Source organism: Ruegeria sp. J8, assembly GCF_056531925.1.
Genome location: NZ_JBQFMR010000003.1, coordinates 256,714 through 274,887 on the forward strand (window position 1 = coordinate 256,714; position 18,174 = coordinate 274,887).

The 18,174-nt window shown below is 60.4% G+C and carries 19 protein-coding genes; 7 read left to right on the forward strand and 12 right to left on the reverse strand.

The genetic code is table 11. The features are described from left to right. Nucleotides 1–39: 39 nt before the first annotated feature. The gene (gene pnp / locus ACR0L1_RS07935; protein ID WP_480503432.1) at nt 40–2,187 is read right to left on the reverse strand and encodes a polyribonucleotide nucleotidyltransferase; all 2,148 of its coding nucleotides are present in this window, start codon (nt 2,185–2,187) and stop codon (nt 40–42) included. Nucleotides 2,188–2,533: 346 nt separating this feature from the next. Here pnp and ACR0L1_RS07940 point away from each other — a divergent pair, with 346 nt between their 5' ends. Beyond that, nucleotides 2,534–4,246 carry an adenylate/guanylate cyclase domain-containing protein gene (locus ACR0L1_RS07940; RefSeq protein WP_480503431.1) on the forward strand — a complete coding sequence of 571 codons (1,713 nt, stop codon included), beginning with the start codon at nt 2,534–2,536 and terminating at the stop codon, nt 4,244–4,246. A gap of 69 nt (nt 4,247–4,315) precedes the next feature. Here the strand turns inward: ACR0L1_RS07940 and ACR0L1_RS07945 are convergent, their stop codons facing one another. Further along, complete coding sequence (locus ACR0L1_RS07945; protein ID WP_480858119.1) at nt 4,316–5,086, reverse strand: nuclear transport factor 2 family protein; 771 nt, start codon at nt 5,084–5,086, stop codon at nt 4,316–4,318. Nucleotides 5,087–5,266: 180 nt separating this feature from the next. On the opposite strand from ACR0L1_RS07945, the gene ACR0L1_RS07950 reads away from it, so the two are divergent. Beyond that, entirely contained in the window at nt 5,267–5,644 is a 378-nt protein-coding gene (locus ACR0L1_RS07950) for a winged helix-turn-helix transcriptional regulator (protein WP_170772810.1), read from the forward strand. Nucleotides 5,645–5,727: 83 nt separating this feature from the next. Here ACR0L1_RS07950 and rpsO read toward each other — a convergent pair whose 3' ends face one another. The 6 genes from rpsO to rbfA all read right to left on the reverse strand — a co-directional run bounded on the left by rpsO (nt 5,728) and on the right by rbfA (nt 9,857). Then, nucleotides 5,728–5,997, reverse strand: a complete 270-nt coding sequence (gene rpsO, locus ACR0L1_RS07955) for a 30S ribosomal protein S15 (RefSeq protein WP_008757925.1) — start codon at nt 5,995–5,997, stop codon at nt 5,728–5,730. A 146-nt stretch (nt 5,998–6,143) separates the two neighbouring features. Further along, nucleotides 6,144–7,142: a calcium-binding protein gene (locus tag ACR0L1_RS07960; protein ID WP_170772808.1), complete on the reverse strand. Its 999-nt coding sequence runs from the start codon at nt 7,140–7,142 to the stop codon at nt 6,144–6,146. A gap of 95 nt (nt 7,143–7,237) precedes the next feature. Continuing rightward, nucleotides 7,238–7,741 (reverse strand): DUF1643 domain-containing protein, encoded by a 504-nt coding sequence (locus ACR0L1_RS07965; protein ID WP_170789565.1) that lies wholly within the window; start codon nt 7,739–7,741, stop codon nt 7,238–7,240. A gap of 20 nt (nt 7,742–7,761) precedes the next feature. Beyond that, nucleotides 7,762–8,667 carry a tRNA pseudouridine(55) synthase TruB gene (gene truB / locus ACR0L1_RS07970; protein WP_480858122.1) on the reverse strand — a complete coding sequence of 302 codons (906 nt, stop codon included), beginning with the start codon at nt 8,665–8,667 and terminating at the stop codon, nt 7,762–7,764. A gap of 54 nt (nt 8,668–8,721) precedes the next feature. Further along, on the reverse strand, nt 8,722–9,465 hold the full coding sequence (locus tag ACR0L1_RS07975; protein WP_170785123.1) for a phosphodiester glycosidase family protein: 744 nt from the start codon (nt 9,463–9,465) through the stop codon (nt 8,722–8,724). Next, the gene (rbfA, locus tag ACR0L1_RS07980) at nt 9,462–9,857 is read right to left on the reverse strand and encodes a 30S ribosome-binding factor RbfA (RefSeq protein WP_170379347.1); all 396 of its coding nucleotides are present in this window, start codon (nt 9,855–9,857) and stop codon (nt 9,462–9,464) included. Before rbfA ends, ACR0L1_RS07975 begins: the two co-directional genes overlap by 4 nt. A 90-nt stretch (nt 9,858–9,947) precedes the next feature. Between rbfA and dapB the strand changes: the two genes are divergently transcribed. Next, nucleotides 9,948–10,757, forward strand: coding sequence for a 4-hydroxy-tetrahydrodipicolinate reductase (gene dapB, locus ACR0L1_RS07985; protein ID WP_170772800.1), 810 nt, complete (start codon nt 9,948–9,950; stop codon nt 10,755–10,757). 38 nt (nt 10,758–10,795) lie between these two features. Beyond that, on the forward strand, nt 10,796–11,479 hold the full coding sequence (locus tag ACR0L1_RS07990; protein ID WP_480550172.1) for a DUF2306 domain-containing protein: 684 nt from the start codon (nt 10,796–10,798) through the stop codon (nt 11,477–11,479). Here ACR0L1_RS07990 and ACR0L1_RS07995 read toward each other — a convergent pair. From ACR0L1_RS07995 to tmpA, 3 genes are read right to left on the reverse strand one after another with little or no spacing between them, the layout of a single operon-like run. Beyond that, complete coding sequence (locus ACR0L1_RS07995; protein WP_170789567.1) at nt 11,466–12,134, reverse strand: ureidoglycolate lyase; 669 nt, start codon at nt 12,132–12,134, stop codon at nt 11,466–11,468. The two genes, ACR0L1_RS07990 and ACR0L1_RS07995, sit on opposite strands and share 14 nt — an antisense overlap. Next, complete coding sequence (gene tmpB, locus ACR0L1_RS08000) at nt 12,131–12,721, reverse strand: (R)-1-hydroxy-2-trimethylaminoethylphosphonate oxygenase (RefSeq protein WP_170772794.1); 591 nt, start codon at nt 12,719–12,721, stop codon at nt 12,131–12,133. Before tmpB ends, ACR0L1_RS07995 begins: the two co-directional genes overlap by 4 nt. Continuing rightward, nucleotides 12,718–13,854 carry a 2-trimethylaminoethylphosphonate dioxygenase gene (tmpA, locus tag ACR0L1_RS08005; RefSeq protein ID WP_170772793.1) on the reverse strand — a complete coding sequence of 379 codons (1,137 nt, stop codon included), beginning with the start codon at nt 13,852–13,854 and terminating at the stop codon, nt 12,718–12,720. Before tmpA ends, tmpB begins: the two co-directional genes overlap by 4 nt. Before the next feature lie 99 nt (nt 13,855–13,953). Here tmpA and ACR0L1_RS08010 point away from each other — a divergent pair, with 99 nt between their 5' ends. After that, nucleotides 13,954–14,808, forward strand: coding sequence for a LysR substrate-binding domain-containing protein (locus ACR0L1_RS08010; protein ID WP_480858126.1), 855 nt, complete (start codon nt 13,954–13,956; stop codon nt 14,806–14,808). Nucleotides 14,809–14,812: 4 nt separating this feature from the next. Here the strand turns inward: ACR0L1_RS08010 and ACR0L1_RS08015 are convergent, their stop codons facing one another. Next, nucleotides 14,813–14,995 (reverse strand): DUF1674 domain-containing protein, encoded by a 183-nt coding sequence (locus ACR0L1_RS08015; protein ID WP_480503419.1) that lies wholly within the window; start codon nt 14,993–14,995, stop codon nt 14,813–14,815. Between the two features lie 89 nt (nt 14,996–15,084). Here ACR0L1_RS08015 and ACR0L1_RS08020 point away from each other — a divergent pair, with 89 nt between their 5' ends. Both ACR0L1_RS08020 and ACR0L1_RS08025 read left to right on the forward strand, forming a co-directional pair. Further along, the gene (locus tag ACR0L1_RS08020) at nt 15,085–16,341 is read left to right on the forward strand and encodes an RsmB/NOP family class I SAM-dependent RNA methyltransferase (protein ID WP_480858128.1); all 1,257 of its coding nucleotides are present in this window, start codon (nt 15,085–15,087) and stop codon (nt 16,339–16,341) included. 90 nt (nt 16,342–16,431) lie between these two features. Further along, nucleotides 16,432–18,171, forward strand: coding sequence for a heparinase II/III family protein (locus ACR0L1_RS08025; RefSeq protein WP_480858130.1), 1,740 nt, complete (start codon nt 16,432–16,434; stop codon nt 18,169–18,171). The last annotated feature ends 3 nt before the right edge of the window (nt 18,172–18,174 follow it).

The following is an 18,174-nucleotide window of genomic DNA, read 5'->3' on the forward strand; positions in this document are numbered from 1 at the left end:
CAGAACCGGGGTCTTTGGTAATTCGAAAAGAGGCGCTGATTATTCGGCGTCTTCTTTCTTTTCTTTCTTCTCGGGAACAATCTCTTCGCCGGTTTCCTGATCGACCACTTTCATCGACAGGCGAACCTTGCCGCGATCATCAAAGCCCAGCAGTTTGACCTTCACTTCCTGACCTTCCTTCAGAACATCCGACGGATGGTTCAGGCGACGGTTTTCGATCTGGGAGACGTGCACCAGACCGTCGCGCTTGCCAAAGAAGTTCACGAAGGCACCGAAATCGACGATCTTGACCACTTTACCGGTGTAGATCTGGCCTTCTTCGGGCTCTGCGACGATCGAGTGGATCATCTCGTAAGCCTTCTTGATCGACTCTCCGTCCGGCGAGGCGATCTTGATCACGCCGTCATCGTTGATGTCGACCTTGGCACCCGAAACCTCAACGATTTCGCGGATGACCTTACCGCCCGAACCGATGACTTCGCGGATCTTGTCGGTGGGGATGTTCATGGTCTCGATGCGCGGGGCGTGAACCGAGAATTCGTTGGTCTCGGACAGGGCTTTGCCCATCTCGCCCAGGATGTGCATCCGGCCGTCCTTGGCTTGCGCCAAGGCTTTCTCCATGATCTCGGGCGTGATGCCCGCAACCTTGATGTCCATCTGCAACGAGGTGATGCCGTTTTCGGTACCCGCAACCTTGAAGTCCATGTCGCCCAGGTGGTCTTCGTCACCCAGAATGTCCGACAGGATGGCATAGTTGCCGTCATCTTCCAGGATCAAACCCATGGCCACACCGGCAACCGGTGCTTTCAGCGGAACGCCCGCATCCATCATCGACAGCGAGCCGCCGCAGACCGACGCCATCGAGGACGATCCGTTGGATTCGGTGATCTCGGACACGATACGGATCGTGTAGGGGAAGTCGGTCGCCGCAGGCAGAACCGCCTGCAGGGCGCGCCATGCCAGCTTGCCGTGGCCGATCTCACGACGTCCGGGGCCACCCACGCGGCCAACTTCACCAACCGAATAGGGGGGGAAGTTGTAGTGCAGCAGGAAGTTCGATTTGAAGTTGCCGTGCAGCGCGTCGATGAACTGCTCATCATCACCGGTGCCCAGCGTGGTTACGGCCAGTGCCTGAGTCTCACCACGGGTGAACAGGGCGGAACCATGGGTCCGGGGCAGCATCGAAGTTTCAGCAACGATCGAACGGATGTCGGTGGTCGAGCGACCGTCAATCCGCTTGCCGCCTTTGACGACGTCGCCTCGCAGGATGCCGGCTTCCAGCTTTTTCATCGCGGAACCGAGGTTGCCGTCTTCTAGCTGTTCTTCGGTCAACGCTTCTTTGATTGCTTCGCGGGCCGCGGCAACGGCGGTGGTGCGCTCTTGCTTGTCGGTGATCGCGAAGGCGGCGCGCATCTGCTCTTCACCGGCTGCGGCAACAGCGGCATAGAGATCCGAGTAATCGGGCGCTTCGAACTCGAACGGCTCTTTCGCAGCTTCTTCGGCCAAGCTGATGATCAGGTCGATAACCGGCTGAATTTGTTCATGCGCGAAGGTCACGGCGCCCAGCATTTCGGCTTCTGACAGCTCGTAAGCTTCCGATTCCACCATCATCACGGCATCTTTGGTGCCGGCGACAACCAGATCCAGACGCTGTTCAGGGTTCAGGCGCAGGTCCTGCATGTCGTCTACGGTCGGGTTCAGGACGTATTCGCCATCCACGAAACCAACGCGGGCACCGGCGATCGGACCCATGAACGGCGCGCCGGAAATAGTCAGAGCAGCCGACGCAGCAATCATTGCAACGATGTCGGGATCGTTGACCAGATCATGGCTCAGCACGGTGCACATGACCAGAACTTCGTTTTTGAAGCCATCGACGAACAGCGGGCGGATCGGACGGTCGATCAGACGCGCGGTCAGCGTCTCTTTTTCGGTCGGGCGCGCCTCGCGCTTGAAAAAGCCACCCGGAACTTTACCGGCAGCATAGTATTTCTCTTGATAGTGGACGGTCAGCGGGAAAAAATCCTGACCGGGCTTTTGGCTTTTGGCAAAGGTCACGTTGGCCATGACGCTGGTTTCGCCCAGCGTGGCAATCACGGTGCCGTCCGCCTGACGGGCAACCTTGCCGGTTTCCAGTGTCAGCGTCTCTTCGCCCCACTGAATCGATTTCTTTGTTACATCAAACATATGCGTATCCTAGAACGGAGCACTCCCGCCCCTGCGGGTCTCCGGTTTGCATGGCGGCCCCATTGCCGCCGACCCCATTTATCTTCCATTCGAGTGCCAGGGTCAGGGCACAACGTCTCAGATACTCGCGCGCATACATGAGTTTGAAGGGGAAGGGAAGCGAAACCGAAGCACCGACCTTTAGTTGCATGCTTGTCAAACTGGGAGTTGACACCGCGCGCGTGAAATCAGGTTGGAACGAAAGCGAAATGTGCCAAGGCTACGGACAAACTTCGCGGATGTCCTGCGCAAATAACCTGACAGACGGTCTCCCGCGCGGTAAGTTGCCTTTGTTGGGGGGCTGTCAATGAAAAGACGACTTACGACGGTGCTGGCGGCAGATGTCGTTGGATACTCGGCGCTGATGGATCAGGACCGGCAGGGCACGTTGGCCGCGCTCAGGTCGTTTCGTGAAGACACGCTTAAGTCCTTGCTTGAGGCGCATAAGGGGCGCCTGATCAAAAGCATGGGGGACGGGTGGATTGCCGAGTTCCCCTCGACATCTGACGCCGCCGATTGCGCGATTGCGGTCCAGTCTGCACCGAAGGCAGACACCATTCGGCTGCGTATCGGTATCCACACGGGCGAGGTGATCTCGGATGGCGACGATATCTTCGGTGATGGGATCAACATCGCCGCGCGGCTTGAGGCATTGGCTGAACCCGACCAGATCCTGATCTCGGACACGTCGCACAACAGCCTGGACCGGGGCGATGCGGCCCAGTTCGACGGGGGCGAGCAGACCGAGTTGAAAAACATCACACGCCGCATCGGTGTCTGGTGCTGGCCCAAGGGGACGTCGGCCAATCTGTCGACCTCGGCCGACACGCGCCCCGGGATCGCCGTGCTGCCCTTTGACAATATGTCCGGCGACCCCGAGCAGGAGTTTTTTGCCGACGGCATGACCGAGGACATCATCACCGAGCTGTCGCGGTTTCGGTGGCTGATGGTAGTGGCGCGCAATTCATCTTTTATTTTCAAAGGAAAAAGCACTGATATCCGCGAGGTCGGGCGTAGCCTGGGCGTTCGCTATGTGCTGGAAGGGTCGGTCCGTCGGGCGGGCCAACGTGTTCGGATTACCGGGCAGTTGATTGACGCGGAAAACGGCAGCCACCTTTGGGCAGATCGGTTTGATGGTGTGTTGGATGATATTTTCGATCTTCAGGACAAGGTCACGCAAGAGGTGGTGACAGCAATCGAGCCGTCACTGCGTCACGCTGAAACCACCCGCTCGCGCGCCAAGCCAACCGAAAGTCTGGAGGCGTATGAGCTGTATTTACAGGCTCTGTCGCATTTCCATTTGCTGACCGATGAAGACAATCGCGAAGCGATCCGGCTTACCACTCTGGCACTGGAGCGCGACGCTGACTACGCAGCCGCAGCCGGGTTGTTGGCATGGCTGCACATCCAGCGCCTTGTGCAGGGTCTGGAACCTGTGGGCAAAGGCCCCAAGGCCGCCGTAGCTGCCGCCGAACGCGTGTTGATGAGCGACCGGGCTGACGGAATCGCAATGGCCTATGCGGCGCACTCGATCTCGATGCTGGCGCGGGATTTACCGCGCGCACGGTCTGCTTTCAAACAGGCGCTGGCCGAGAATCCGAATGCCGCGAGTGTTCATATGCTGGCTTCGATCAACCTGTGCATGCTAAATCGACCGGACGAGGCACTGGATCATGCGACGCAATCCGTTGAACTCAGCCCCAAGGACCCGATGCGACACGCCGCGCATATTGCCCGATGCAGCGCTTTGTTCCAGCTTGCCCGGTACGAAGAAGCCGCCGCAGCCGCGCGTGAGGCTCTGGCGGTTCGGTCCGGTTTCGTCATGAGCCATTTGATGCTGATTGCCGCGCTGGGGCAACTGCCGGATACAGCCGCGGCGAAGTCTGCGGTCAATGACCTTAATGCGCTTCGGCCCGATATCACCGCGTCTACCGAACAAGCCAAACTGCCTGTGTTTTCGATGACAAATGCTTCGGAAAATTGGCGCGCCGGGTGGCGGAATGCTGGTCTTCCTGATTGAAGAAAGCGGAAAACGCCCGCAGGTTTGACGGGCGCTTTCTCATGGCGCTTCAGGGGCGGTCAAGCTTACTCAGAACTTGCCGTTCCCATGTGCCATTTCGGACGGGATAGGTGAGACGACGTCCCAGTGCTCTACGATCTTGCCATCTTCCACGCGCCACAGATCGAAGAAGGCCCAGGGTTCGCCGCCCATGACAGCATCGGTCGCGACAAAGACGAAATTGCCCTCGGCCACGGCGAATTGAGGCTCAAACTTGGTAATTATCATTCCCTGTGCAGCAAATGCTTCGATCGCGGCCATCAATCCCGACAGGCCGTCTTCGATTGACGGGTTGTGTTGCATGTAAACTTCGGGGTCCATGTATTTCGAGACATTCTCTGGTGCTGCCCCGCCCAACACGTCGCGTACAAAACCCAGAACCAAGGCTTTGTTTTCTTGGGTCTTGTCGAGATCGGTGATCTCAACCGCACCATCCGTCATGCCGCGCCCTGACGCGGTGGTTTCGGGGATAGGTTGCAAGTTGTCCCAATGTTCAACCACTTTCCCGTCTTCTACGCGAAAGATGTCAAACGCAGCGAGCGAGGACGCGCCGAACGCGTCGGCATTGTCATAGGTGTTGTGCAGTACGACCAGATCACCTTCGGTGATCACGCGATGGGTGGTCGCGGTCATACCAGCCTGACCGACCAACGAGATCAGGCCCATCAGTCCTTCGGCCCCGGTCGGTACCTGCGGATTGTGCTGAACATAGTCGGTGCTTACCATCTGACGCGCAGCTTCGGGGTCATGGTCCAGGAAAGCGGCAGAAAAAAGTGCGAGGACAAGATCTTTGGGGGTCATGGTGAATTCCTGATGATTCGTTTTGCGTTGATAGTAGGTATCAAAAACGCACCAAAGGGCAATTACGCACCTTAAAGTCACCGGGTTACTTTTAGGATACTAGCGAAAAAACAGTATGTTGCATTTGTAGTATAAGGTATTGTAGTCGTTTCTGGTATTCATAATGAACTTGAGGGTGTCATGCTTCCCATTGGCGTTAGCAATAAAGCCGAAGCGTCGAACTGTTCGATCCGATCCGTTTTGTCCAACGTCACAGGCAAGTGGCGGATGATCATCATTCTGGCGCTGGAAGATGAGCCGAAGCGGTTCGGAGAGCTCAAGCGATGTATCGGTGACGTTACGCAAAGGGTGCTGACCGAAAATCTGCGGGGGCTACAGCGGGATGGATATTTAACGCGTACTGTCGATCCCGGTCCGCCTGTCGCTGTGTCTTATGCACTGACACCTCAGGGCCGCAGCTTATTGGAACTGCTAAGGCCGCTCGTCTACTGGTCGCACGAACAGATGGATCAGGTTAAGACCGCGCGCATGGAATATGATCGCGCCGCTTCGGACTGACAGCACAATAGCTTCGATAGATCGTCCCGAACAAAAAAACGCCCACCAAATTGGCGGGCGTTTCGAATTGGACGAAAAAGCGCTTAGCGGCGGATGCCCAGCTTTTTGATCAGGTCCTGATAGCGTGCTTCTTCCTTGCCCTTCAGGTAGTCCAGCAGTTTACGGCGCTGGGCGACCATTTTCAGCAGACCGCGGCGACCGTGGTTGTCTTTTTTGTGGGTCTTGAAGTGCTCGGTCAGGGTGGTGATGCGCGAGGTCAGGATGGCAACCTGGACTTCAGGCGAACCGGTGTCGCCGTCCTTGGTTGCGAATTCTTTCATGACGCGTGCTTTTTCAGCGGCAGTAATCGACATCGGGGTCTCCTTGTAAAAAGGTTAAGGTTAATGGCGCAGGCCGGGATGTCGTCCAGCACAGGCCCATGGAGAAAACCGCACCGATTCCGATGCGGATGCGCGCGTATAAGCGGATTTTCGGTGGATAGCAAAGGGATTCTGCCCGATCAGCCCAGCGCGTTCAATTGCGCCAGCGCGCCCTCGCCAATCAGTTGGATATCCTCGGCGGTCAATCCTTCGGCTGCCAGCAGTTGCACGGCGGTCTGCCCGTTGATCACGACATTTGTCAGGTTGTCATCTTCGGCATCGGGTTCAACCTGAATGTCGGGGTCTTCCTCGCCGGTCCACGAGATCAGCAGCTTGTCTTGACCGGGCTGGAAATCCATCACTGTGACCGGGTCGTCGCCTTCTTCCGGGGTAACGATGATTTCATCCGTGCCATTGCCGCCAGTCACAATGTCGCCCCCGTCGGCCAGAATGGTGTCATCCCCTTCGCCACCGTTGAGGAAATCGACCTCATCCTCGCCTTCGGCGTCTTGTCCGATTAGAACATCGTCGCCGTCGTCCCCAAACAGCGCATCCTCACCCGCGCCGCCGTTCAGCGTGTCGTTGCCATAGCCGCCATGCAGTGCGTCATCCCCGTCACCCCCGCTCAGCCTGTCGTCGTCCTGACCGCCATAAAGATCGTCGTCCCCGACGCCGCCCTCCAAACTATCCACGCCGAAATAACCGTAGAGCGTGTCATCCCCGTCCTCTCCGGTCAGAAGGTCATCGCCATCCTCGCCATGCAGAATGTCATCGTCCAACCCACCCACGACCGTGTCGTCCCCGTCCCCGCCATGCAGGGTATCATCGCCCGCGCCGCCAATCACGGTGTCATCCCCGGCATAGCCGTTGATCTGGTCGTCGCCATCTTGACCGGTCAGAATGTCCTGCTCTTCAGTACCAGCAAGGATCAGATTGCCTTCGTGTTCGAAAATGACAGTTCCGGTTGACGGTGCGTCTGGCACATCGTCAATCTCAAGCAGATTGCCTTCCGAGATCTCTTCGGCGTCATCTTCAATGACTTCGTCTTCTTCGGGCTCGTCCTCGGGTTCAAAAATGTCGCTGATCGCATAGGCCGCGCCACCCAGTGCTGCGATGCTGAGAAACCCGATCATGAACATGGAACCCCTCCGCGAACGCATTGCCCCGAGGATGATTTATCCCATGCGTTCAGGTGGTTGGTCAAAGACTGCTTGGGGTTGTGGTTAACCCTTTGTCACCATAGCTCGGGTTGCTGGGTATAGGCGATGTAGAGCGGGTGTTTCGGGTGCCCCGCCTTGGTAAGTCCCAGATGGAACAGAGGATGCCCGGTGCCGCGCAGCAGGGTCTCGACCGCCGGGCCGCGGTTCAGATGTTCTCCATGCGTGCCCCATGCGGCGATGACCTGATCGGCCCATTCGACACCGTCGAGAATGGCCGCGTCATTCGCAGGGCCCACCGGATCGGTGGCGGCGCGCATCTTGCGGGGGTCGGTGTCGCGCCAGGCAAAGATGTTCGTCACTTGAAACGCGCCAAACCCCAGCGCCCGCGCCCGCCGTTCACAGCGTTCGACGGTGGGATCGTTCTGCACCTCGGTCGCGGTCGAAGGGTTGAGCATCACAAACAGCGCCTTGCGCCCGCCCGCATCCCACACGCGGGTCAGGCTATAGCGATACTTCTCGCAATCGGAATAGACGGCGGTCGAGGGCGCGTCGCCCTTGGTATGCGTTCGGGTGATCATACCCTCGCCTAACACGGGTTTCAGACGACGAACACCCGACTGGGGTGCAATTCGCCGGATTTATAGATGCCCACGGCCACAGCTTTGCCGTCAAGTGAGGCCCAAGCCTCGTCGCCATATTCCACGTCGCTGGCCAGCACCATGCCCGGATTGCCATTGCGCAGACGGGTGGCGCCCTCGGGGGTACATTTCAACTCGGGCAGGTCGGCGAGGCCGGTCTCCAGCGGGTGGAGGTAGTCATCCAGAGCCTCGGTCTTTGCCATTTCGTCGATCTGGTCGACGGACAGTCCATCTTCGACCTCGAACGGACCGGACCAGATGCGGCGTAGTTCTTTGACGTGGCCGTGACATCCCAGCGCCGCACCCAGATCGCGGGCGATGGAGCGCACATAGCCACCTTTTCCGCAGGTCATTTCCAGTACCACATGATCGTCATCCAGGCGGTCGACAAGGATCAGCTCCTCAACCCACAGTGGCCGGGCGGACAGCTCCACATCCTCGCCATCGCGGGCCAGTTTATAGGCGCGCTGTCCGTCGATCTTCACGGCGGAAAACTTGGGCGGCACCTGCATGATGTCCCCCAGAAACGGGGTTAGCGCCTGTTTGATGTCGTCATCCGAAGGGCGCGCATCGCTGGAGGCGATCACCTCCCCCTCGGCATCGTCGGTATTGGTGGCCTGACCCAGACGCACGGTGAAGGTGTAGGCTTTCAAGGCGTCGGTGATGTAGGGAACGGTTTTGGTCGCCTCACCCAGCGCCACGGCCAGAACGCCGGTCGCCTCGGGGTCCAGCGTACCCGCGTGGCCCGCCTTTTTCGCATCCATCGCCCACCGCACCTTGTTGACCACGGCGGTCGAGGTCATGCCCGCAGGCTTGTCCACCACCAGCCAACCGGAAATGTCGCGGCCCTTGCGTTTGCGTCCCATATTACACCTTGATTCATGCTGAGGCGCGCGGGGTAGCGGATCACATGGGCGCTGTCAATTTACAGGTGCGATTTCGACCACACCCACGATGGGCCCCAGTGAAAAGCCGATATCTGAGCGGCCCCCGGCCCGGTCATACATGCGTGAAATATTCCCGTCGAAGAACAGTGCGTTGGGGGTTTTCAGCACGTCCCGAAACAGGCTGCCGAATTCGTGGAAGGTGACGTAATCGTCCGAGATCGCAAACACCGCGCGGGTGCCATCAGCACTAGTGCCCACCCCGTTGCGCACGAACAGAGAGGTCGAGTCGGGCAGAAAACGCGGATGCAGCTCTCCGTCGATCACCAGCATGGGGCCGGATTGGGTGGCAAAGCGGCACTCGGGGGCCTGATCCACATAGTCAAGCGTCTCGAACACATCGGCGCGGCCCTCGCGGATGCAGAACACCCCATTGGGTAGAAGGCCGAAATTGCCGGGGCCGGGGTTGGAGATGACGCGCATCTGCTCTTGGCCGTTCTCGACATAGTGACCCACGGGCGAGCGGTCGTCGTGATACATGCCCGCATTCATCGCAAAGGCCAGGCGTTCACCGCCGGGGGCCAGCGCCTCATTCACCGAGGAAAAATGCCCCAGCAGATCGCCGCTGTCGTCGTTCAGAAATAGACGCAGGTCTTCGTTTGCCGCGTCCACCTCACAAACAGTGTATCGCTTGTCGTCGTGGGTGACTTTTTCACAGCTCACCGCACCGGCCTGCGCGGCCCACAGGAGCGCGCCCAATGTGGCCAGCGTGCGGATCACTCGTCCAGATCGCGGCGCACCGCGTCTTGTTCGAACATGCGGCGGGTATCGTCCAGACGGTCAAACGTGTCATCCAGACGGAACCGCAGATCGGGCGAGAATTTCAGGTTCAGCTTCTTGCCGATCATGCGGCGCAGCTCGCCCTTGTTGCGGGCCAACAGATCGATCACGTCCTCCTGCCCCTTGCCACCCAAGGGCAGGACATAGGCGGTGGCTATCTTGAGATCGGGCGAGGTGCGCACCTCACCCACGGTGATTGACATGCGATTCAGGTCGGGGTCGTGGACATCTCCGCGCGCCAGAACCTCGGACAGGGTGCGGCGGATCAGTTCGCCGACACGCAGCTGTCGTTGGGACGGGCCGGGGCCATCGTGGAATTTGTTCTTTGCCATGACTTCGATCTAAGCCCAAATCCCACCTTTGCCAAGCGGGCGCGAACCGGGTAGGAGGCTTTGAGCCGATTGCAATGAGGGAAGCAAGCCATGACCCATATTCCGGGGATCGTCATCACAGGAGCTTCGGGCCGTATGGGGCAGATGCTGATCAAGACCGTGTCTGAGAGCGATCAGGCGCGTCTGGTCGGCGTTGTTGAACGTGCGGACCATGACTGGATCGGTCAGGATGTGGGCACGGCGATGGGCGGCCCTGCGTTGGGCGTCACTGTCACAGATGACCCACTGGAAGCATTCGCGCAGGCGCAGGCGGTGATAGACTTCACCGCGCCCGAGGCGACGCTGGAATTTGCCGCGCTGGCCGCACAAGCGCGCTGTGTACATGTGATTGGCACCACCGGTATGACGGATGAGCAGATTGCCGCGCTGGAACCTGCCGCGCGCCATGCAGTGATCGTGCGGGCGGGCAATATGAGCCTCGGCGTCAATCTGCTTGTGCAGCTGACCAAGAAAGTTGCCGCCGCGCTGGATGAGGATTTCGATATCGAAGTGATCGAAGGTCATCACCACCACAAGGTCGATGCGCCCTCGGGCACTGCCTTGATGCTGGGTGAGGCCGCAGCCGAAGGGCGCGGGGTCAATCTGGCGGACGTGTCCGATCGCGCCCGCGACGGCATCACGGGCGCGCGCAAACGCGGCGATATCGGCTTCCACGCCATTCGCGGCGGAGACATCGTGGGCGAACACGATGTTTTGTTCGCAGCTCCGGGCGAACGTATCGTGCTGCGCCATTTGGCCACCGACCGCGTCATCTTCGCCCGCGGCGCGCTGAAAGCGGCGCTGTGGGGGCAGGGCAAAGCCCCCGGTCAGTATGATATGGTGGATGTTCTGGGGCTCTGAGCTATAGACGTGCTAACCGACGGCCCTATGGTCAGCTTATGCAGACCGTAAGATCTCGAGTACTTTTGGGCCTGTTGCTGATTGGGTTCTATCTGACTCTGCTGCCTTTCGTTGTACACGGCGTAGGTATGATCGGTATCGGATTGTCCGCAGCCGCTGCGCAGCAAAGCTATTTGTTTGCAGATGGGCAGCCTGTCGGCAATTTGGCGATGGTGCTGCATATTTGCGCCGGAACTGTTTTGGTCGCGCTTGTTCCTTTGCAACTGCTGAAAGGGGTGCGGCGCACGTTCACCGGCTTTCATCGTCAGCTGGGCAGAGTGCTGGTCGCATTGGCGTTGTTCACGGGTTTGGCCGGAATGACCTATATCCCCCTGCGTGGCACGATCGGTGGGTCGGTCATGTCGGCGGCCTTTTTCCTTTATGGGCTTTGCCTGTTCACGGCAGCGCTGATGGTGGCGCGTATGGCGTTGAACAAAGACCGTGCCGGTCATTGGGCTTGGGGCCTGCGCCTGTTCTGGCTGGCGCTGGGATCGTGGCTTTATCGGGTGCACTACACGATCTGGTATCTGTTGACCGGTGGGCTGGGGTCCGAGCCCGATTTCTCGGGCCCGTTTGACCTTGTGCAAAACTTTGCGTTCTACGTGCCATATCTGATGGCCGTTCAGCTATGGATCACCCGCAAGCAACGGGCGCATACTGGGGCTTTGCCTACACGTCCTTAATCTTGTCCGCGCGCAACGGGCAAGACAGGTAGACGCCGAACTCTTTCCCGATATCGGCGCTGACGCGCGCATGAACTGCGCCCTGTCGGTCAAGAAACCGCTGGCTGTCTTCGACCGGGAAAATTCCCTCGTGCCAGATGCCGGGATGAATATAGAGCCCGCGTGAGCCGTCACACCAGAAGGCCACGACCTTCTCGGGCGTCAGGTTGTCGCCGGGCAGGGCAGCAGGAACGATGAAGGGCTTGTTGTCCAGGGGCCAGAACATCTGACCGCCATCCGGGTGATAGTTCATGTGCCACAGCAGGACCTGATCACGAGGCGCGGTTTGGCGTGCCTTTTGCGCCTGCTGCGGATCGGCGGACCAGCCCAGAACATAGTGGCCTTTGACCGCCTCGTTCTCGCCATAGAGCACGTCGCCTTGCCAGTCGCATTTGAACGTGCCTTCAACCCAGCCGCCTTCGTCACCGGTGCCCTCGTCGATGGGCCGCCAGCCTTGCTGCGGCCAGCGGGTGATCTCGATCTCGAACCCCTCGGGGTCATCGACCAGACAACCATAGCCTTTGACGGATGCATCGGTGGCTCGGATCAGGGGCACCTCGTGCCAAGGCAAGGACGGCTTGGCGCTAGCTTCAAAGATGTACTCAGGCGCGGTCATGCGGCCTCCATATGCTTATCGACCATGCGCTGCACCATCGGGGCGAAATGGGCGAAATCGGGGGTTTCCATGCCCGCGCGTTTGCCAGCCTCGTCCAGATAGCGGACCTGAATGATCTCTTTCAGGTTCGGGTTGGCCTCGAACGCGGCCACCTCTTCGGGGTTCATCGGGCCGCCCTGCAACTCCAATGTGTGGACCGAGGCGGTGGACAGCCGGTTGAAATACTCGGGCTTGGTGGCGCAGAGATAGCGCTTGGCCGCCACGTGATACCGGCAGCAATCGGTGATGACGGACGGGAAGAACTGCTCTAGCACTTCGGCACCTGCATCCTCGTGGTGGCGGTCTTCGGTGTCGTCGGGGTGATAGGTGCCGAACTCGGAAGTGAAATGGCCGATATCATGCAGCAGGGCGCCGACGATGATTTCCTCGGGCATGCCGTTCTGTTCAGCAATCGTGGCCCCTTGCAGCATATGTTCGGCCATGGTGACGGGTTCGCCCAGATATTCCTCACCGCCGCGGCGGTCGAAGATGTCGCCGATGAAGGCCACGATATTGTCGCGGTTCAGGGTCGAGAAATCGGGTTTCATTCCGCCGCCTCCGGCTGAGGGGCATCCATTGCCGCCAGCGTGGACAGCAGCCCGTCCTTGTCGGCGTAGCAGCCTTGCAGCCACCGCGACCCGGCCCCGGAATAGCCCAGCCGCGCATGCAGCACGCGGGTGTTGTCGACGATAAAGCTTTCACCCGGTTCCAGCTTGAACGACACGCCCATGGCCGGGTCGTCGATGATGGCTCCCAACTGACGGTAGGCGGCATAGTAGGCCTCCATCTGGTCAAAGGGGATGTCAACAAACGGCGCAGACGACCGATTGTTGAACCGGATGCCAATCAACTCGCCATCGGGCGACAGTTCGATCATCGGGCGGCGGGACCGCAGGCAAACCCCGTCTTCGCCCTTGTATTCAAACCGCGCCGGGTATCCGGTCAGCAGGGCAAAGCCCTCGGGGTTTTGATCACGCAGTTTTTCGGCTGCGCGGAAGCCATCGACCACGATTGACTCGCCACCTTCGGCGCTGTTTTCAAGGCAGTAGAGAATTTGCAGCGTTGGCACCGGGTCGCGATAAGGGTTGTCGGTATGCGCCTGCAAACCGAGCCCGGTAAAGGCAAGGTTGGTGGGGTTCACCTCAGTCCGAACCTCGAAATAAGGGCCATAATTGGTCTCGCGCACATAGCCGAACAGGTCGGCCACTTGCAGTAGCGATTCCGGCTCGGTCGGGCCGTTTGTCAGCTTGGCGAAGCCATATTCGGCGACGGCGGCCAGCCAGTTGCGCTTGGCAGTGGGATTGGAATGAACCTGCGTCCAATCTCCGGCGGGGGCTTCGATGCTCTGCGCCCACGTGGTGATGCCGGGGGCGAGGCGTCCAAACTCGGCACTTTGGGTGCGGTCATAGCTGTGTGCGGCAAGCCAGTCGGCGGGAAAGGTGACCGTCTTGTCTTCGGGCTGAAAGGTGACGCGAAGATCGCCCTCTTCCATCTCAGCGGCGCTTATCGTGGTATCGACGGGAATGTCACCGATGGTAATCAGGCGCTGACCATTGCCCGGCGCGCGGGTGTCGGGGTCCAACGCGTTGTCGCGCAGCCAGATGGAGTGAAATCGGGATTGGGTGCCATCGGCAAATTCGACAGTCACGATCTGGGCCGTGTGAGTGGCAGTGCGCAGCATGGGGCTTCTCCTGTTCAGCGCGAGTTATGCTTGAGGTGATACGCGCCTCGTGGCATTACCACAATTAAACCTTATTGCGACTGAGGGCTGGAAAATCTTATGGCTAAGAAGAAGATCGGATTGCCGCCTCTGGACTGGCTACGGGTGTTCGAGGCCGCCGGTCGGCTGGGCGGGTTTTCCGCTGCTGCGCGCGAGTTCGGCTTGACACAAGCGGCCGTCAGTCAGCGGATTGGAAACCTGGAATCGTGGCTGGGCCGGACCCTGTTTGTGCGCGAAGCACGTGGCGTGTCGTTGACGGTCGAAGGCGAAAGCTATTTGCCGCTGGTGCAGGACAGCTTACAGGCGCTGGAACGAAATACCGAGGATCTGTTTGGCAAATCTCCGCGTGAGTTGCGCGTTGCGGGGCTGTCGTCGAACATCCATGCGCTTGTGGTTCCGGCGATTGCCCGGTTCCAGCGGATGCGCCCGAAAGTGCGGGTAATGACGGATTCGGTCGCGCGACGGTCATCTCTGGATGAAGAGCGGACTTGGCTGCAAATCCGCTATGGGCGCGGCACGTGGTCGGGGCGCGAGGCTGAACGGATCGCGCCCGAGGTTCTGGTGCCCTTGGCCGCCCCGGGCGTGGAGTGGGGAGCGCCCCTGATCGAGCTGCGTGGGGAGCGGCCCGCCTGGCGCGACTGGGCGCGCAAGACGGGTCATGACGATCTGCCGCCTTCGGTGATCAGTTTCGATTCGATGGAACACGCCCTGTCGGCGGCGCGGCAAGGGATAGGTGTGGCGCTGGGGTCTGAACCTCTGGCGCAGGCCGATTTACAGGCCGGGCGCTTACGGCGTCTGGATCTTCCCGAGTTGAAAACAAAAGACGGCTATTGGCTGACATGGCCCGAGGATCGGGCGAAATCCAAAAAACAGCGCGCGTTGATTGCCGATTTCCTGACCGCGCTGCGGGGCTGAGTGATCAGAAGTCGATTGCGATGCCCTTCTTTTCCCAATCACCGTAGCGGGCGGGGTCAGGGCCATCACGCCCGCCCAGTTCTTTGGGCTGTTCCTTTGCCTCAGCCTCGGCCTTGCGGCGACGGTCCTCGGCCTCGGCCAGGGCGCGTTGGGCGGCGGGCGGCAGGGCTTTGCGCTGGTCGCTCATGAGATCGGGTTCCTTTCCGTGCTAGGGCTTGATATACGCCCCCGTCCGCGTTTGGCAATGCGGGCGAGGGTCACATCAAAGGCGGTTCCATGTCCGACAACGCAACAGCAGCGCGACGCAGCGCGATCTATCTGTTGGATCAGATTCTGGGCGAAGGGCGGCTTTTGTCCGAATGCCTGGCGGCTGGCGCATTGGATCGGTTGGACCGCGAAGACCGCGCGCGGGCGCAACGCCTGACGCTGGAAACCCTGTGCGGGTTGGAACGCGCCGACCGTCTGCTGGACAATCACCTGAACCGCACGCCCGCGCTGACCGTCCACAATGCTCTGCGTCTCGGCGCGGTTGAGTTGTGCCACGGAGAGGCCGCGCATGGTGTAGTGAACTCGATGGTCGAGATCGTCGGCCGGTCCCGCAAGCATGGTCGCCTCAAGGGGTTGGTCAATGCGGTGCTGCGCAAAGTGGCCGCCGAAGGGCCGGATGCGTGGCCCAAGATGCGCGTGCCGCGCCTGCCCGAATGGCTGCGCGACCCGCTGACTATGGCCTGGGGCGCGGATGCGATCACGGGTATTGAACAAGCCCATTTCGCAGGTGCGCCGCTGGATATTACCGTCAAACCCGGTGCCAATGGTCCTGGCGAGGCGCTGCCTACGGGCTCGCGCCGGGTGCAGGATGCGGGGCAGGTCTCGGCCCTGCCGGGATTCGATGCGGGCGATTGGTGGGTGCAAGACGCGGCGGCGGCGCTGCCGGTGCAGGTGCTGGCCCCGAAGGCCGGAGAGAAGATACTCGACCTCTGTGCCGCACCGGGGGGCAAGACGCTGCAACTGGCGGCCGCCGGAGCACAGGTCACGGCGTTGGACATCTCGGAATCGCGGCTGGAACGGGTGCGCGAGAACCTTGCTCGCACGGGGCTGACGGCGCAGGTCATCGCAGGCGACGCATTGGACCATCAAGGCCAATACGACGCCATCCTGCTGGACGCCCCCTGTTCGGCCACGGGCACTATTCGCCGCCACCCGGACCTGCCCTATGCCAAGGATGGCGCGGAATTTGGCGGGTTGATCGAATTGCAGGCGCAGATGCTGGCCCATGCGTGGGGTCTGCTTAAACCTGGCGGGCGGCTGGTCTATTGCACCTGTTCCTTGCTGCCGGATGAGGGCGAAGTGCAGATCGAAGAGGCGCTGATTATGTTCCCCGACATGCAGGTAAACCGGCAGGCTCTGGCCGTGACCGGCGTTGAAAAGGGCTGGATCACTGAAGAGGGCGGGTTGCGGTTGCGGCCCGATTATTGGTCTGATCGCGGTGGTATGGATGGCTTCTACATCGCCTGTCTGAACAAATCGGAATAATCCAACGCTTTTCGGTGACTTGACGTGCGGCGCGGTCTATCGTTGGGTCTCAGGCGCCAACAGAGCGCAAGGGGCAGAGTAACGAGCGCAATGTCTAACTCCGATTCCATGACAAGCCGGTGGACCCGGTTCCAGAACCGTCTTTATGCGCGGCTGAGCCAGCGTCGCAAGGCGGCAGCGGGATTCGTGAAAGAGCCCGAGCCGCGCACGGTTGGCTCCTTTGCACGTGGGCGGCAGTTGGTGGCGGGAAATCTGCTGTTTGCCGGGTTTCTGGTCGAGGCGCAGGATACCGGCCTTTGGGACGTGACTGCCCCGAGCGCCGGTTTTGACCACGAACGCCACGGCTTTGCCTGGCTGGACGATCTGGCCGCTGTTGGTGATATGCGCGCACGCGACAAGGCCCAGCGATGGGTCTGGGGCTGGATCGAGGCGCATGGCCGCGGGCAGGGGCCGGGCTGGGTGCCCGATCTGACCGGACGGCGGGTGATGCGCTGGATCAATCACGCGTCCTTTTTGCTGCGCGGAATGGATGAAAAGCAGTCTCAGCTCTTCTTTCGTTCGCTGGCGCAGCAGACATGGTTTCTGTCCAAGCGGTGGAAAGCTGCCACTCCCGGCTTGCCCCGGTTCGAGGCACTGGCTGGTCTGGTGCAGGCCGGTCTGGCGTTGCAGGGGCTCGAACAATTGGCCGACCCGGCCCTGCGTGCTTTGGCCCGCGAATGCGACAGCCAAATCGACGCACAAGGCGGCATTCCCACGCGCAATCCCGAAGAACTGCTGGAAGTTTTCACCTTGTTGGCCTGGACGTCGGCTGCGCTCAGCGATCTGGGGCGGGGGACGCCCGGCGCGCAGGCCAATGCGATCAAGCGCATCGCCCCGGCGCTGCGCAGTTTGCGCCACACGGATGGCGGTTTGGCCCGGTTTCACGGCGGCGGACGCGGAGTTGAAGGGCGGCTGGATCAGGCCCTTGCCCAAAGCGGGGTAAAACCGCAACGCGCCAAGGGGTTGTCGATGGGGTTCGGGCGTCTTTACGCGGCCCGGACCAGTGTGATTATCGACGCCGCAACGCCGCCGAAGGGGGCCAATTCTTACAACGCCCACGCATCGACGCTGGCTTTCGAGCTGACCTCGGGGCGGCGGCCATTGGTCGTGAATTGCGGATCGGGTGAGACATTCGGGGTCGAGTGGCGTCGGGCAGGGCGGGCAACCCCATCGCATTCGACCCTGTGCCTGGACGGTTATTCCAGCGCGCGGCTGGCGGACCCGGTTCCGGGGACTGAGAAAGAGGCGCTGATGGATGCCCCGCGCGAGGTACCCAATGAGTTTGAAGAGGCGTTCGAAGGCGCGCGCTTCATGGCTGGGCATGACGGCTATGCCAAGGTTTTCGGTCTGACCCATGCCCGTACCTTCGAGCTGCGCTTTGATGGCCGTGAACTGACCGGCGAAGATATTCTGCTGGCCACAAGTGACAAGGCCAAGCGGCAGTTTGACCGGGCGATGGATGCCTCGGGGTTGAAAGGTCTGGGCTTTGATATCCGCTTTCACCTGCACCCCGACGTAGATGCGGCGCTGGATTTGGGCGGTGCGGCGGTGTCGATGGCGCTCAAAAGCGGTGAAATCTGGGTGTTTCGCCATGATGGCGTTGGAAAGTTGGGTGTCGAGCCAAGCGTTTACCTTGAAAAAGGGCGGCTAAAGCCGCGCGCGACAAAACAGATCGTTCTATCTGGCCGCGCAATGGAGTATGCGACGCGCATCCGGTGGACGTTGAGCAAGGCGCAGGATACAGCCTATGCCGTGCGCGATGTGCACCGGGACGAGCCCGATTTCGACTGACGC